This is a genomic window from Pseudocitrobacter sp. RIT415 (assembly GCF_003057695.2).
GTDB classification, from domain to species: domain Bacteria; phylum Pseudomonadota; class Gammaproteobacteria; order Enterobacterales; family Enterobacteriaceae; genus Pseudocitrobacter; species Pseudocitrobacter faecalis.
Window position 1 is genome coordinate 14,819 of the sequence record NZ_QBJC02000015.1, and the last position, 14,271, is coordinate 29,089.

Sequence of the window (14,271 nt, forward strand, 5' to 3'; positions counted from 1 at the left end):
CTACTTACGTTGATCGTCCACCGTCACCCCGGCTGGCGGCGTAAAGGTAAACTTAGACGCGTCCACCGCGCCGTTTTGCTGCGATTTCAGCTGATAGCTGCTGCGCTGGTCGTCCTGCTCAATCGCGCTGAACTGATGAATAGTGCCATCGCGACCAACATTAATGGTGAACTGCTTCAGGTTGCCGTTGCTGCCTTTCGGCGTCAGCATAAAGTCATCACCACTCTGCTTGATGTTGTACTGCGCCCAGTCGCTGGACTGGTTACGGGCAATCAGCATAAACGGCGTATTGCCTGTCGCATCGCTCAGACGCGTAGCGGTCACCTGCTCCACAAACGGATTGTAGAACCAGAGGGTTTTACCATCAGACACCAGAATGCTTTCATCCGGCTGAGTCATGTGCCAGTTAAACAGATTCGGGCGTTTCACCCACAGATCGCCCTGGCCATCCTGTACCGCGTTGCCGCTACCGTCCGTTACTTTCTGGGTAAAGCTCGCGTGGAAACTGCTCACTTTATCCAGACGGCTTTTCAGATCGCTGGCAGCATCTGCCCAGACGCTACTGACAACAAAGCTGGAAAGTAATGCACACGTGATTGCTGCCTTTTTCATCATTAATCCTTAATAGCATCATGCTCCCGACGGGGAGGCTTCTGTCGCTCACTTTAGGCTTAAGCTCAGCGAGGCGACAGAAGAAAATACTGAATTTTGACTTTTTTACCTGGTTTTACGATCACTCGAACGGCGGTGGCGCAAGCACTTCGCGGTTACCGTTGTGCCCTTGCTCGCTGACAATGCCCTGCGCTTCCATCTGTTCGATGATGCGCGCCGCACGGTTATATCCGATGCGGAACTGGCGCTGTACGCCAGAGATCGAGGCTTTCCGTTTTTGCGTCACAAAATTGACCGCCTGATCGAATAACGGATCCAGCTCTTCACCACCATCTATACCGCCACCGCCACCTTCGCTTTCGCTGTCAGAGGTGATGCCCTCGATATATTGCGGGCGACCACGCGCTTTCCAGTCCTGCACCACAGCGTGCACTTCTTCATCCCGCACAAACGCGCCATGAACACGCACTGGCGTGCTGGAGTTCGGCCCGGAGTAAAGCATATCACCCATCCCCAGCAGTGATTCCGCGCCGCCCTGGTCGAGAATGGTGCGGGAGTCGATTTTACTCGACACGGTAAACGCAATACGCGTCGGGATGTTCGCTTTAATCAGGCCGGTGATAACATCAACCGACGGACGCTGGGTGGCCAGCACCAGGTGGATACCCGCGGCACGCGCTTTCTGCGCCAGACGGGCGATAAGCTCTTCCACTTTTTTACCGACCGTCATCATCAGGTCAGCAAATTCATCCACCAGCACCACGATATACGGCAGTTTTTCCAGCACCGGATGCGTGGCATCCATGCTGTCACCCGGTTTCCAGTATGGATCCGGAATCGGGCGGCCCATACGTTTTGCCTCAGCGATTTTCTCGTTGTAGCCCGCAAGATTTCGCACGCCCAACGCCGACATCAGCTTATAGCGACGTTCCATTTCATTGACGCTCCAGCGCAGGGCATTGGCGGCGTCTTTCATGTCGGTGACCACTTCCGTTAACAGATGCGGAATACCTTCATACACGGAAAGCTCCAGCATTTTCGGATCGATCATAATGAAACGCACATCTTCAGGCTGCGCTTTGTAAAGCATACTGAGGATCATGGCGTTCACCCCGACAGACTTACCAGAGCCCGTCGTACCGGCAACCAACAGGTGCGGCATTTTCGCCAGATCCGCCACCACCGGTTCACCGGCAATGTCTTTACCCAGCACCACAGAAAGTGGAGACGGATTATCGCGGAAACGTGCACAGTCGAGCACTTCGCGCAGATAAACGGTTTGACGTTTTTTGTTAGGCAGTTCCAGGCCAACGTACGGCTTACCTGGGATCACTTCCACCACGCGCACAGCGACAGTCGAGAGTGAACGGGCCAGGTCGCGCGACAGGTTAGAGATACGCGCCGCTTTCACACCCGGTGCCAGGTTCAGCTCAAATCGCGTGATGACCGGGCCTGGAGAATAGTTGACCACATCAGCCTTGATACGGAAATCCGCAAGGCGCGCTTCGACCAGACGCGCCATTTGTTCCAGCGCGAAGGTATCCACCGGCTCAACTTCCGTTGGCGGCGGCGTCAGCAGATCTAATGACGGCAGCGGCGTGGTCGGCTTAAGCGCCGGACGATCGTCGCCGTTACGCATCAACAGCGGGTGGATCAGGCTCTCTTTAGGCTGCGGAGCCGGCTGTTGCGGCTGCTGCGGCTGCGGTTGCTGCGTCTGAGGTGGGTACGCCTGCTGATGCGGCATCGGCTGTTGCACAGGCGGCTGCTGTACCGGCTGCTGCTGATAATGTGGCTGCTGCAGCTGCGGCTGGTAAGCCTGCTGATGCTGCGGCGGTTGCTGCACCGGTGGCTGCTGATAATGCTGCTGTGTCTGAGGCTGTTGCACCTGCGGCTCCGGCGCTACGCTCGGCGTAAACAGCGGGGCTTTCGGGGTGTCATCAATCAGTGCTTTGGTCGGCGAAAAATCGAAGTCATCCAGCGAGAACGGATGCGCGCCTTCCGGCTGTTCACTGGCATAACGCGACTGCTGACTGGCGGCAAACTGGCGTGCCAGTTCCGCTTCGGCGGCAGCATCTGCGTCGTCTTCATCGTTGTCAATATGTGTATCGCTGCCGTAACGCTGCTGCTGCGTCGCCGCAAACTGACGCGCTAAGGCATCCTGCTGCAACGCATCGGCTTCATCATCAGTCAGGTTGTCGACATCCACATCGTGCTGACCGCGCTCCGTGCCACGGGCACGTTCTTCCGCCATACGTTGTGAAGGCAGCTTTATCCCATAAGACGCCAGCTCGCGACGGGTTGGCACGCGTACGCGATTAGGGCGCGGCAGTTTAGGGCCAATGCCTTCTTTGACCTGTGGACGCGGGCCATCAACCGGGCTAAAGAGCGGTGCAGCAGCGGCTGCCGTCGCGGCGGCTGCTGCAACGGAGGAGGAAGCCTCACGCACGCTGGCAGCAACAGGCGCGACGGCAGGCGTCGGATCTATCGCTGGCGTAACTGCTGGCGCAATGTGCTGCTCAACCGGGGCCAGAGGCTCCGGAATCGGTTGATACCAGGCCGCCAGCTGTTCACGTTCGCGCGCACGTTTTTCTTCGACTTCTTCGAAATAGTAAAGCGGTGGACGCTGATGCGGTTTCGGCTCTTCTTCTACAACCGGCTCAGGCGCGACAGGCTCAACCGGCGGCTGTTGATAAACCGGTTCCGACGCGTATGGCTGAGGCTGCTCATAAGCTGGCTCCGGCGCATACGGCTGCGGCTGTTCGTAAACAGGCTCTTGCACGTATGGCTGAGACTGTTGATAGACCGGCTCTGGCACATATTGCTGCGGCTGTGCGTACACCGGTTCAGGCTCATACGGCTGATACTGCTGCGGTTGCTGATAAACCGGTTCCTGGGCATACGGCTGAGGCTGTTGATAGCCCTGCAATAGCGGGTCATCCTGATATGGCTGAGGTTGTGCAGGCGGCCAGCCATCTGGCGCGGGCGCAATTGAAGGTTCAACCGGATTTGCAGCAGAAACCGTCTGCCACTCGACGCCAGGCTGTGCTGCGCCATCAAGCGCGCTCGGTGCTGTCGTCACAGGATCAGCCGGAGCCGCCCAGGCTTGTGTCGCCGTTGTCGCGGCGGCCGCGGCGGCAATCGGTTCAGTGACGGTATGGCCATTCAGCAGCGGATCGTATTCATCGCTTTCGCTTCGCACTGCGCTTGAACCAGAAAACAGCACATCATCGGTATCCGGACGCAATGCAGTACTGCCGGAGAACAGCACATCATCAGGATCGGCCTGAACGCCACGGGCGCTGTACTGCACCGCCTCTTCCGGGTCATCCATGCGTTTACCCGAGAAAAGCGCCGCATCGGTCTTGCGCCCCATTGGGTTAGAGAATTTTTCAGCGATACGTTGACGACGCGCCAGCGCGCCACGAAGAATACGCGCCCGACGGGAATCACGCTTCGCTACGGGCTCATCATCTTCATACTCTTCGTCATCTTCGTACTCTTCTTCATCCACCCAGGTGTCATCCCGGCGCGTACGATTACTGGCGAAGGTGAGAATATTGAGGATCCAGCTACCGATTTTTTCGGCAATGCTGACCCAGGACCAGCCGGTAAACAGCGTTAAGCCCGCCGCCCAGATACATAACAGGGCAATAGTGCCGCCGCTGCTGTGCAGCATCGGTTGCAGCGCGGTGCTGAGCAGGCTGCCAATCACGCCGCCGGAGGCAAAGTACCAGATATCATCGGCGTTGATCGCGGCCAAACCGCAGGCGGTGAGGATCATCGCCAGCACGCCAATCAGGCGTAACGAGACCGCAAAGTAATCGATGTATTCATCGCTGGCGCGGTGTCGCCAGGCGAACCAGCAACCGCCGACGATAATCACCGGGATGGTGTAAGCCATGACGCCGAAAATAAAGAACAGCGTATCAGCAAGCCATGCGCCCGATGCGCCGCACAGATTATGGATAGGTTCATGCCAGGCTGTTTGCGACCAACTGGGATCGGAAGGATTGAAGCTCAGTAGTGCCGCCATCAACCAGATGGCAAAAAGGGAACATAAGAGGAGTAACGCCTCAAGGAGTCGGCGTCCACTGCTCAGTTTTGTCAGTTTGACTTCTTTGTCTTCTGTATATTCCTGGCTCAAGAAAGGCTCTCCAGGTGCCAAATGCTAAAACGGACAACAGCGCCGGGTCTCCCCGGCACTGTTGCTGTATGGATTAACAGGAGTGTAATCAAACTGAGCTGATTTTGCACCTGTTCCGTATTAGCGAGTCTTAATTACCAGACGATTACTCTGCTTCACTTCTTCCATAACAACATAGGTACGGGTGTCGTTTACGCCAGGCAGGCGCAGCAGGGTTTCGCCCAGGAGTTTACGGTATGCCGACATATCCGGTACGCGGGTTTTCAACAGGTAGTCGAAATCACCTGAAACCAGATGACACTCTTGAATTTCTTCAAGTTTTTGTACGGCGGCGTTAAATTGTTCAAACACATCCGGCGCACCGCGATTCAGAGTAATCTCAACAAAGACCAGCAGTGAAGCGTCCAGATAATGCGGGTTCAACAGTGCAGTATAGCCCTGAATGAAGCCCTGACGTTCCAGTCGGCGCACACGCTCAAGGCATGGCGTCGGAGAAAGCCCTACTCGTTTTGAAAGCTCGACGTTGGAAATACGCCCATCTTTTTGCAGTTCATTCAGAATATTACGATCGATGCGGTCGAGATCTTTGCCGGGGCGCTTTTTACTATCTACCATTATTATTGTCTCTCTGTATTCCTTCCCTACTCCTGTCTTGACCCTGTGCACTTCACTGTTCAGAGCCTGAACCCGTCGTCCACGCGCAGCCTATTCACTGACGGCGCATAACCCAGGGGTACGTGTATGAGAAGCCCGGTGCCGCAAAGCGGCCGCTGACATCACGTATGGTGTCTGTCCACACCATACGTAGATTTCAGCTAACCGGGTAAAAATGGTGTTTCAGTGCATTAAAATTCGTAACACTGCCAACACTGCTTTTCTTCTTCCTTGAATGTTTTCGCAAAAGCACAGGGGATTGTCAAAGCAAAACATCGTTTTTTAGTACAACATGCCGGATATTCATTATCAGTGGGGCGAAATTGATAGCAAATCGTCTTATAATTGGGCGACTCACAGTAGGAATAGTTATATTTCCTGTCGTAAAAATCATCAATTCATCGGTTCTTGCTATTGCACATATCGTTAACAAAATCGCTCTGCCCTTTTTTTACGTCAACAAATTCCCTACAATCCAGCCCAATGTCTGCAAACAATTATGGGGATCTCATGGGCACGGCCAAACACAGTAAGCTGCTTATCCTTGGTTCAGGACCTGCGGGATACACCGCAGCGGTCTACGCCGCACGCGCAAACCTGCAGCCGGTTTTGATTACCGGTATGGAAAAAGGCGGTCAGCTGACCACCACCACAGAAGTGGAAAACTGGCCTGGCGATCCAAACGACCTGACCGGGCCGCTGCTGATGGAACGTATGCACGAGCATGCGACAAAGTTCGAAACCGAAATTTTGTTCGATCACATCACCCGCGTGGATTTACAAAATCGTCCGTTCCGCCTGATTGGCGACAATGGAGAATACACCTGCGATGCGTTAATCATCGCTACGGGGGCGTCTGCTCGCTATCTGGGTCTGCCTTCTGAAGAGGCGTTCAAAGGTCGTGGCGTTTCCGCCTGCGCGACCTGCGACGGATTCTTCTATCGCAACCAGAAAGTCGCGGTTATCGGCGGGGGCAACACCGCGGTGGAAGAGGCGTTGTACCTCTCTAACATCGCTGCTGAAGTGCACCTGATTCACCGTCGCGACAGCTTCCGTGCGGAAAAAATCCTGATCAAGCGTCTGATGGATAAAGTGGAAAGCGGCAACATCGTGCTGCACACGCATCGTACGCTCGAAGAAGTGACGGGCGATCAGATGGGCGTGAGCGGCCTGCGTCTGCGCGATACGCAGAATAGCGACAATATTGAAACGCTGGACGTTGCGGGTCTGTTCATCGCCATCGGCCACAGCCCAAATACCGCTATCTTTGAAGGTCAGCTGGAGCTGGAAAACGGCTACATCAAAGTACAGTCCGGTATTCACGGTAACGCTACCCAGACCAGCATCCCGGGCGTATTCGCCGCGGGCGATGTCATGGATCACATCTACCGCCAGGCGATTACCTCTGCCGGCACCGGATGTATGGCCGCGCTGGATGCAGAACGTTATCTCGACGGTTTAGCTGACGCGTGTAAATAATCTTTACAAGTCAGTAACAAAGGTAAATAAGGCGACTATAAGTCGCCTTTATTTTTGCCGCGATGTAACATTGCCGTGCCTAAAAATTCTCATTACAAGCACCTGCGAAGCACGCAATGAATAAAAGCCGTCAACAAGAACTCACCCGCTGGTTAAAACAGCAAAGTTTGATCTCCCGTCGCTGGTTGATGATTTCCCGCTTGCTGGGCTTTGTCAGCGGCGTATTAATTATCGCCCAGGCCTGGCTTCTGGCCCGCATCCTCCATCATATGATTATGGAGAACATCCCGCGCGAGGCACTATTGCTGCCTTTTGTGCTGCTCGTTCTGGTGTTCATTTTGCGCGCCTGGGTGGTGTGGTTACGCGAACGCGTGGGTTTCCATGCCGGCCAGCATATTCGCTTTGAAATACGCAAGCAGGTGCTCGACAGGCTTCAACAGGCCGGCCCAGCATGGATTCAGGGTAAACCAGCCGGTAGTTGGGCGACGCTGATTCTTGAGCAGATTGACGACATGCACGACTACTATGCGCGCTATCTGCCGCAAATGGCGCTGGCCGTCTGCGTGCCGCTGCTGATTGTGGTCGCAATCTTCCCATCTAACTGGGCGGCTGCGTTGATTCTGCTGTTTACCGCCCCGCTTATCCCACTGTTTATGGCGCTGGTTGGAATGGGGGCGGCGGACGCTAACCGTCGCAACTTCCAGGCGCTGGCTCGCCTGAGTGGACACTTCCTCGACCGCCTGCGTGGGATGGAAACGCTGCGTATCTTTGGTCGCGGAGAGGCTGAAACCGAAAACATCCGCGAAGCCTCACAAGATTTCCGTCAGCGCACGATGGAAGTGTTACGCATGGCGTTCCTCTCTTCCGGCGTGCTGGAGTTCTTTACCTCACTCTCAATTGCCCTGGTAGCAGTCTATTTTGGTTTCTCATATCTCGGCGAACTCAATTTCGGCAGCTACGGGATGGCGGTCACGCTCTCGTCAGGTTTCCTTGCGTTAATCCTCGCCCCGGAGTTTTTCCAGCCCTTGCGCGATTTAGGTACCTTCTATCATGCCAAAGCGCAGGCCGTTGGCGCCGCCGATAGTTTAAAAACCTTTATGGAAACGCCGCTGGCGCATCCGGAACAAGGCGAGCGTGAACTCAACGATAAAGAGCCGGTAACCCTTACGGCGCGGGATCTGTTCATTACTTCGCCCGAAGGGAAAATTCTTGCCGGGCCGCTGAACTTCACTCTGGAGGCCGGTCAGCGCGTAGTGATGGTTGGACAAAGCGGCTCCGGAAAGAGTTCATTGCTGAACACGCTGGCAGGATTTCTGCCGTATACCGGTTCTTTACAGGTCAATGGCGTGGAACTGAGTCAGCTTCACCCCGATAGTTGGCGGCGCATGATGAGTTGGGTCGGGCAGAACCCGCAGCTTCCGGCCACCACGCTACGCGAAAACGTTCTGCTGGCCAATCCTCACGCCAGCGAGCAACAGTTACAAGCCGCGCTGGATAACGCCTGGGTCAGCGAGTTTTTACCGCATCTTCCACAGGGCGTCGACACCGTTGTAGGCGATCAGGCCGCACGGCTCTCCGTCGGCCAGGCGCAGCGCGTTGCCGTGGCACGCGCGCTGCTGATGCCCTGCCGATTATTGTTGCTCGATGAGCCCACCGCCAGCCTGGATGCACACAGCGAGCAGCGTGTCATGCAGGCGCTCACCCGCGCCTCTACCCAGCAAACCACGCTGATGGTCACACACCAACTGGAAGAGATTACCAACTGGGATGCCATCTGGGTGATGGATAACGGCCAGATTGTTGAGCAAGGCAGCTATCAGCAGCTTGCCGGAGCGCAGGGCCCGTTTGCGCACCTGCTCGCCAACCGTCAGGAGGAAATTTAAATGCGTGCGTTACTCCCCTATCTGGCGCTGTACAAACGCCATAAATGGCTGCTGACGCTCGGCGTGGTGCTGGCGATCGTCACCCTGCTGGCGAGCATTGGTCTGTTGACGCTGTCCGGTTGGTTCTTATCGGCTTCCGCCGTCGTCGGCGTAGCAGGCGTCTACAGCTTCAACTACATGCTACCGGCGGCGGGCGTACGCGGCTCAGCGATTATCCGTACCGCGGGGCGCTATTTCGAGCGTCTGGTTAGCCATGACGCCACCTTCCGCGTGTTGCAGCACCTGCGCGTTTTCACTTTCAGCAAATTGCTTCCCCTCTCCCCTGCCGGGCTGGCACGTTTTCGTCAGGGCGAACTGCTCAACCGTATGGTGGCTGATGTTGATACCCTCGATCACCTCTACCTGCGCGTGATTTCACCGTTAGTTGGCGCACTGGTGGTTATTCTGGTCGTGACCTTCGGGCTGAGTTTCCTGGATGGCACACTGGCGCTGACCCTCGGCGGTATTATGCTACTAACACTCTTTTTGCTGCCGCCCCTGTTCTATCGCGCCGGTAAACCCACCGGCGAGCAGCTAACGCATCTGCGTGGGCGCTATCGCCAACAGTTGACCAGTTGGTTACAGGGTCAGGCTGAGCTGACGATTTTTAACGCCAGTACGCGATACCGCGAGCAGATGGAACAAACGGAAGTAAACTGGCATGACGCACAGCGTCGCCAGTCGGAACTGACGGCCCTGTCGCAAGCGCTGATGCTGCTGATTGGTGGCTTAGCCGTGATCGCCATGCTCTGGCTGGCCGCCGGTGGCGTAGGTGATAACACCCAGCCTGGCGCGCTGATTGCGCTGTTTGTCTTCTGCGCGCTGGCCGCGTTTGAAGCGCTGGCCCCGGTTACCGGTGCATTCCAGCATCTTGGTCAGGTGATTGCCTCAGCGCTGCGCCTGACGCAGATTATCGACCAGAAACCCGAAGTCACGTTCCCACAAACAGAAGCCACTGTGCCAACACAGGTGGCGCTACGCTTTGAGAACGTCACCTTCAGCTACCCAGAGCAAGCACAGGCGGCGCTGAGCGATATCGCCCTGCAGGTTAACGCGGGTGAGCATATCGCCATTCTGGGGCGCACCGGTTGTGGTAAATCGACGCTGCTTCAGTTGATTACGCGCGCCTGGGATCCGCAGCAAGGGGCGATTTTGCTCAATGAGCAACCGCTTAGCAATCTGGGCGAACCGACGCTGCGTCGCGCCATGAGCGTGGTACCTCAGCGCGTGCATCTTTTCAGCGCCACACTCCGCGACAACCTTCTGCTGGCGCGTCCTGACGCCAGCGATGCCGAACTGAGCGCCGTTCTGGAACAGACGGGCCTCGGCAAACTACTGGAAGAGAGCGGTCTCAATAGTTGGCTGGGCGAAGGCGGACGCCAGCTCTCCGGGGGGGAACTGCGTCGCCTGGCAATCGCCCGTGCGTTGCTGCACGATGCGCCGCTGATGCTGCTGGATGAACCCACCGAAGGGCTGGACGCCACCACTGAAAGCCAGATCCTTGATTTACTGGCCGAGCTCATGCGTGATAAAACCGTGCTGATGGTGACGCACCGTCTGCGCGGGCTGGCGCGTTTTAATCGCATCGTAGTGATGGACAACGGGCAAATTATTGAACAAGGTACTCACGCAGAATTGCTGTCGCAACAGGGGCGTTATTACCAGTTTAAGCAGCGTTTGTAGGCTATTATTGAGCGATCGGTATTATGAGGTAGTCGAAACATGCGCCTTGTTCAGCTCTCCCGTCACTCGATAGCGTTTCCTTCACCGGAAGGGGCGCTTCGCGAGCCGAATGGTTTACTGGCCTTAGGGGGCGATTTAAGCCCCGCTCGCCTGCTGATGGCCTATCAGCGCGGCATTTTTCCCTGGTTCTCACCGGGCGATCCTATTTTATGGTGGTCGCCCGATCCGCGCGCGGTGCTGTGGCCGGAGACCTTCCACATCAGTCGCAGCATGAAGCGCTTTCACAGCCGTTCGCCTTATCGCATCACGCTAAATTATGCATTTGGTCGGGTGATTGAAGGCTGCGCGCAAGACCGCAACGAAGGCACCTGGATAACCACCGGCATCGTACAAGCCTATCATCGCCTGCACGAACTGGGGCACGCGCACTCGATTGAAGTGTGGAAAGGTGATGAACTTATTGGCGGCATGTACGGTGTTTCGCTGGGCGCCCTTTTTTGCGGGGAGTCTATGTTCAGCCGCGCGGAAAACGCTTCGAAAACGGCGCTGCTGGTATTTTGTGAGACATTTCAGCAAAGCGGCGGGAAACTCATCGACTGTCAGGTGCTGAATAGTCATACCGCGTCCCTGGGTGCTGTGGAAATAGCGCGTCGTGAATATCTGGAACAACTCGATATATTACATATGCATCGTCTGCCGGAACATTTCTGGGTGCCACGGACACTCTTTTCACCGGAAGTGTAAATGTTTTCAGCACAATTTTTGTCAGGATGATATAATTGTGCCCTGAGAGTCGCTTCTGCCTTTTGCCCTACCGCCGTTTGGGAATCATTCGAGTCAGATCTCCCGCAGTATCCAACCCGGTCTGCGTTACTCGCACGCTCTTTTCGTGTGGCGATGGGGTAATGCGCAAAAACGACTTTCGGCGATTCATTCGCAAAATCTTTACTTACATGATGAAGTTCGGCATTATCTTGCCGGTTAAAAACTATGGTAGTGATACCCCGAGGACTAGATGGCCAAAGAAGACAATATTGAAATGCAGGGTACCGTACTTGATACGTTGCCTAACACTATGTTCCGCGTAGAACTTGAAAACGGTCACGTGGTAACTGCGCACATCTCCGGTAAAATGCGCAAAAACTACATCCGCATTCTGACGGGCGACAAAGTGACTGTTGAGTTGACCCCGTACGACCTGAGCAAAGGCCGCATTGTCTTCCGTAGTCGCTGATCGTTCCTGAGCCCTTTAGTGGCAACCAGATGCTGAAAGGCCGGGGAAATCCCCGGCCTTTTCCGTTTGTGGCGTAATGACTGCCTGGACAGCACGTTATCGCTGAGAACGAGTTTCTGTAGCTGCGTGCGCGGTAGTGAACTTGTTCCAGGCTTATAACTATCAACTCGAAGCTTTCTAAGCTGCCTGTACGGCAGTGAACCGCGAGGCGCAAAAATCGCAGTTCCGCCGCCATTTCTAAGCTGCCTGTACGGCAGTGAACTCCCTCTCATTTTTCGAAACGGGCGAAGTATTTTTCTAAGCTGCCTGTACGGCAGTGAACTCTGTCGCCTCGCCTGCTGCACGTTTGCGGCTTTTCTGAGCTGCCTGTACGGCAGTGAACTGAGTCAGACACGGCGAGATCATAACGGTCGATTTCTAAGCTGCCTGTACGGCAGTGAACAAATGGTGTGGTGTATATAAATAAAGCCATGATTTTCTAAGCTGCCTGTACGGCAGTGAACAACTGCCAGACAACAGCGGCGACAGGCGTGGGTTTCTAAGCTGCCTGTACGGCAGTGAACCGGCGGTTGTGAGTGCGTCAGGAATGACCGGCTTTCTAAGCTGCCTGTACGGCAGTTAACTGAAGCGTTATAACCCTACCCCATTGGTTAAACTAAACAAAACATCAAATCTCCTCTCTTAACCCTTTTTTCTCCTTGCTCTTTACGCTCACTAAAAATCAACAAGTTACATTAACATCAGAAAAAGGGTTCCTATAGATTCGGAAAGTAATGGGTGAACAGGGCTGTGTCTCAAACTGCTGACAAAGTGCGTTCTGTTCTTGCCGGATGCGGCGTAAACGCCTTATCCGGCCTACAAAACCACGCATATTCAATATATTGCAGAAACCTCGTAGGCCTGATAAGCGAAGCGCATCAGGCAATCACTCTCCAGTACCGCCCCTTACAGGGCGGTATTTGTTGAACTTAAAACCAGGGGATTGTCGCGACGGCGCTTAAACCATAACTACTAAATGTGCCTTTAACAGGCGCATTCAGTAATTCACCATGAGAGATAAATAGCCTGAACTGTTGCCCGGTTGATAAGCTTTTGATGTTCAGATATGGCAGTGATGTCCGCACCTCTGGCAACGTTTGTAGCCGCGCCAGCGCCTCTTCTTCCGTCAACCACCCTTTGCGCACTGAGCGACGCAACAGACGCTGCGGACTGCTTTTTACCTGGATACGACTCACCGTACGCCATGCTTTAACTTCCCGCACTGGCGTCACCATGCTGCACTGGCAATAATCACTTAGGCCTTTGCGCCAGCTTGTCGCTTCCAGTTCATTCAGGGAAGAAGCACTGCCGTGTAGTCGCAGGCAATCGCCCGGTGTGGTGCCGTAGTGAGGAAAGCTGACACCGATATCCCCTTTTCCTCGAGCGCCCAGCGCACGATGAAGTTTGGCGAAAAGCGCGGCCAAAAGCATCTCCGCGTTAAACTCCGGATCGGGCAGAACACGGATCTCAAGGTAGTGATCCATACACAGCTCCTTATTCACCCTTCTCGCCAAATACGCCGCCGCGAATCAAAACAGCCATAACGTAATGCTGCTGACAGATATCAGGCTTGACACCTTTCGTTACCCAGTTATCGAGTAAGGTGTAGAAGTCGAGTTTCTCTTTCGGCTGGCGACAGGCGACGCCGCGGCTGGTGACTGAACCATACGGCTCTACGGCAATAGCACCCAGCTCCTCAACGCGCGGATGCCAGGTATCGATTGTACGCAACGCATTGCCGATTTTCTGTGAGTGAATCCCCGCAACGCCTGCCACCTGATATAACACGCGGCTTTTGCTGCTATTGCTGTCCAGCACCAGTTCCTGAGAAGGGAATATTTCCTGACCCGTGCCGAGCCGAACCTGAGCCTCAACATTCAGCATGACCCACTGCTTCCCTCTTAACCCTGTGTCAATAAACGCAGACAGTTGTTGTAGCTGTTCTTCGTCATGGTCAAACTGCCGCAATGAATAATCGTGGCTATTAAATGTCCAGACCCGATCACCCGCCGTTACTTTTACCTGCACCTGTTCAGCACCTACACGGTTGCGCCACAGGAAGCGTCCATTGGCAAGGTTTGTAGCGTAACGCCGTGACAGTTCGCCAAAACCCTGCTCATTAATATAACCATCAATCACCTGTGTCAGCGCATCCTGATACGCCATGTCATTACACACCGATGGTGTGGTGAGGTTACCTAACACGCGCAGAGTAAAAGTCACTTTAAACGTATCGGTGTCTGCCGCCAATGCTGCGACATCCACACGTTGCAGGTTTGCTTTTTGAATCTCCGCATCCAGCTTGGTCGGGTCGCTGGCGATTGCCGTTTTCAGCCGATTCGAAATCGTGCCACGAACCGCTTTTTCCTGAATTTCAATGGGTCGCCAGCTATCGCCTTGCCAGTTCCCGGCATACATCATTGCATCAGAAGTTGCCAGTTTGCGTTCAAACGCCAGTACAGAAGCCGTTTTTACAGAGACAGGAGCCTTTGCCATAGATATGT

At 54.9% G+C, this 14,271-nt stretch carries 10 protein-coding genes and 1 CRISPR repeat array; of the genes, 5 read left to right on the forward strand and 5 right to left on the reverse strand.

Annotated features, from left to right (window positions below):
* The 3 genes from lolA to lrp form a co-directional block, all read right to left on the reverse strand.
* Complete coding sequence (gene lolA / locus DBY68_RS15165; RefSeq protein WP_108474600.1) at nucleotides 1-612, reverse strand: outer membrane lipoprotein chaperone LolA; 612 nt, start codon at nucleotides 610-612, stop codon at nucleotides 1-3.
* A 121-nt stretch (nucleotides 613-733) separates the two neighbouring features.
* Nucleotides 734-4,756 carry a DNA translocase FtsK gene (gene ftsK, locus DBY68_RS15170; protein ID WP_108474601.1) on the reverse strand — a complete coding sequence of 1,341 codons (4,023 nt, stop codon included), beginning with the start codon at nucleotides 4,754-4,756 and terminating at the stop codon, nucleotides 734-736.
* Between the two features lie 120 nt (nucleotides 4,757-4,876).
* Complete coding sequence (gene lrp / locus DBY68_RS15175) at nucleotides 4,877-5,371, reverse strand: leucine-responsive transcriptional regulator Lrp (RefSeq protein WP_000228469.1); 495 nt, start codon at nucleotides 5,369-5,371, stop codon at nucleotides 4,877-4,879.
* A gap of 549 nt (nucleotides 5,372-5,920) precedes the next feature.
* Between lrp and trxB the strand changes: the two genes are divergently transcribed.
* The 5 genes from trxB (at nucleotide 5,921) to infA (ending at nucleotide 11,728) form a co-directional block, all read left to right on the forward strand.
* Entirely contained in the window at nucleotides 5,921-6,889 is a 969-nt protein-coding gene (gene trxB, locus DBY68_RS15185; RefSeq protein ID WP_189623493.1) for a thioredoxin-disulfide reductase, read from the forward strand.
* A gap of 116 nt (nucleotides 6,890-7,005) precedes the next feature.
* Nucleotides 7,006-8,772, forward strand: a complete 1,767-nt coding sequence (gene cydD / locus DBY68_RS15190) for a cysteine/glutathione ABC transporter permease/ATP-binding protein CydD (protein WP_108474604.1) — start codon at nucleotides 7,006-7,008, stop codon at nucleotides 8,770-8,772.
* Nucleotides 8,773-10,494, forward strand: coding sequence for a cysteine/glutathione ABC transporter ATP-binding protein/permease CydC (gene cydC, locus DBY68_RS15195; RefSeq protein WP_108474605.1), 1,722 nt, complete (start codon nucleotides 8,773-8,775; stop codon nucleotides 10,492-10,494).
* 39 nt (nucleotides 10,495-10,533) lie between these two features.
* Nucleotides 10,534-11,238, forward strand: coding sequence for a leucyl/phenylalanyl-tRNA--protein transferase (gene aat / locus DBY68_RS15200; RefSeq protein ID WP_108474606.1), 705 nt, complete (start codon nucleotides 10,534-10,536; stop codon nucleotides 11,236-11,238).
* 271 nt (nucleotides 11,239-11,509) lie between these two features.
* The gene (infA, locus tag DBY68_RS15205) at nucleotides 11,510-11,728 is read left to right on the forward strand and encodes a translation initiation factor IF-1 (RefSeq protein ID WP_002211347.1); all 219 of its coding nucleotides are present in this window, start codon (nucleotides 11,510-11,512) and stop codon (nucleotides 11,726-11,728) included.
* 114 nt (nucleotides 11,729-11,842) lie between these two features.
* Nucleotides 11,843-12,351: direct repeats of the CRISPR family, unit length 28 nt; unit sequence TTTCTAAGCTGCCTGTACGGCAGTGAAC.
* Between the two features lie 345 nt (nucleotides 12,352-12,696).
* Here the strand turns inward: infA and cas6f are convergent.
* Together cas6f and csy3 are read right to left on the reverse strand one after the other, a co-directional pair.
* Entirely contained in the window at nucleotides 12,697-13,251 is a 555-nt protein-coding gene (gene cas6f, locus DBY68_RS15210) for a type I-F CRISPR-associated endoribonuclease Cas6/Csy4 (protein WP_108474607.1), read from the reverse strand.
* Between the two features lie 10 nt (nucleotides 13,252-13,261).
* Nucleotides 13,262-14,263 (reverse strand): type I-F CRISPR-associated protein Csy3, encoded by a 1,002-nt coding sequence (csy3, locus tag DBY68_RS15215; RefSeq protein WP_108474608.1) that lies wholly within the window; start codon nucleotides 14,261-14,263, stop codon nucleotides 13,262-13,264.
* Nucleotides 14,264-14,271 lie beyond the last annotated feature (8 nt).

Coding starts and splice junctions, on each gene's coding strand:
- lolA (WP_108474600.1), bottom strand. CDS start 612: ATGAAAAAGGCAGCAATCACGTGTGCATTACTTTCCAGCTTTGTTGTC.
- lrp (WP_000228469.1), bottom strand. CDS start 5,371: ATGGTAGATAGTAAAAAGCGCCCCGGCAAAGATCTCGACCGCATCGAT.
- trxB (WP_189623493.1), top strand. CDS start 5,921: ATGGGCACGGCCAAACACAGTAAGCTGCTTATCCTTGGTTCAGGACCT.
- cydD (WP_108474604.1), top strand. CDS start 7,006: ATGAATAAAAGCCGTCAACAAGAACTCACCCGCTGGTTAAAACAGCAA.
- cydC (WP_108474605.1), top strand. CDS start 8,773: ATGCGTGCGTTACTCCCCTATCTGGCGCTGTACAAACGCCATAAATGG.
- aat (WP_108474606.1), top strand. CDS start 10,534: ATGCGCCTTGTTCAGCTCTCCCGTCACTCGATAGCGTTTCCTTCACCG.
- infA (WP_002211347.1), top strand. CDS start 11,510: ATGGCCAAAGAAGACAATATTGAAATGCAGGGTACCGTACTTGATACG.
- cas6f (WP_108474607.1), bottom strand. CDS start 13,251: ATGGATCACTACCTTGAGATCCGTGTTCTGCCCGATCCGGAGTTTAAC.
- csy3 (WP_108474608.1), bottom strand. CDS start 14,263: ATGGCAAAGGCTCCTGTCTCTGTAAAAACGGCTTCTGTACTGGCGTTT.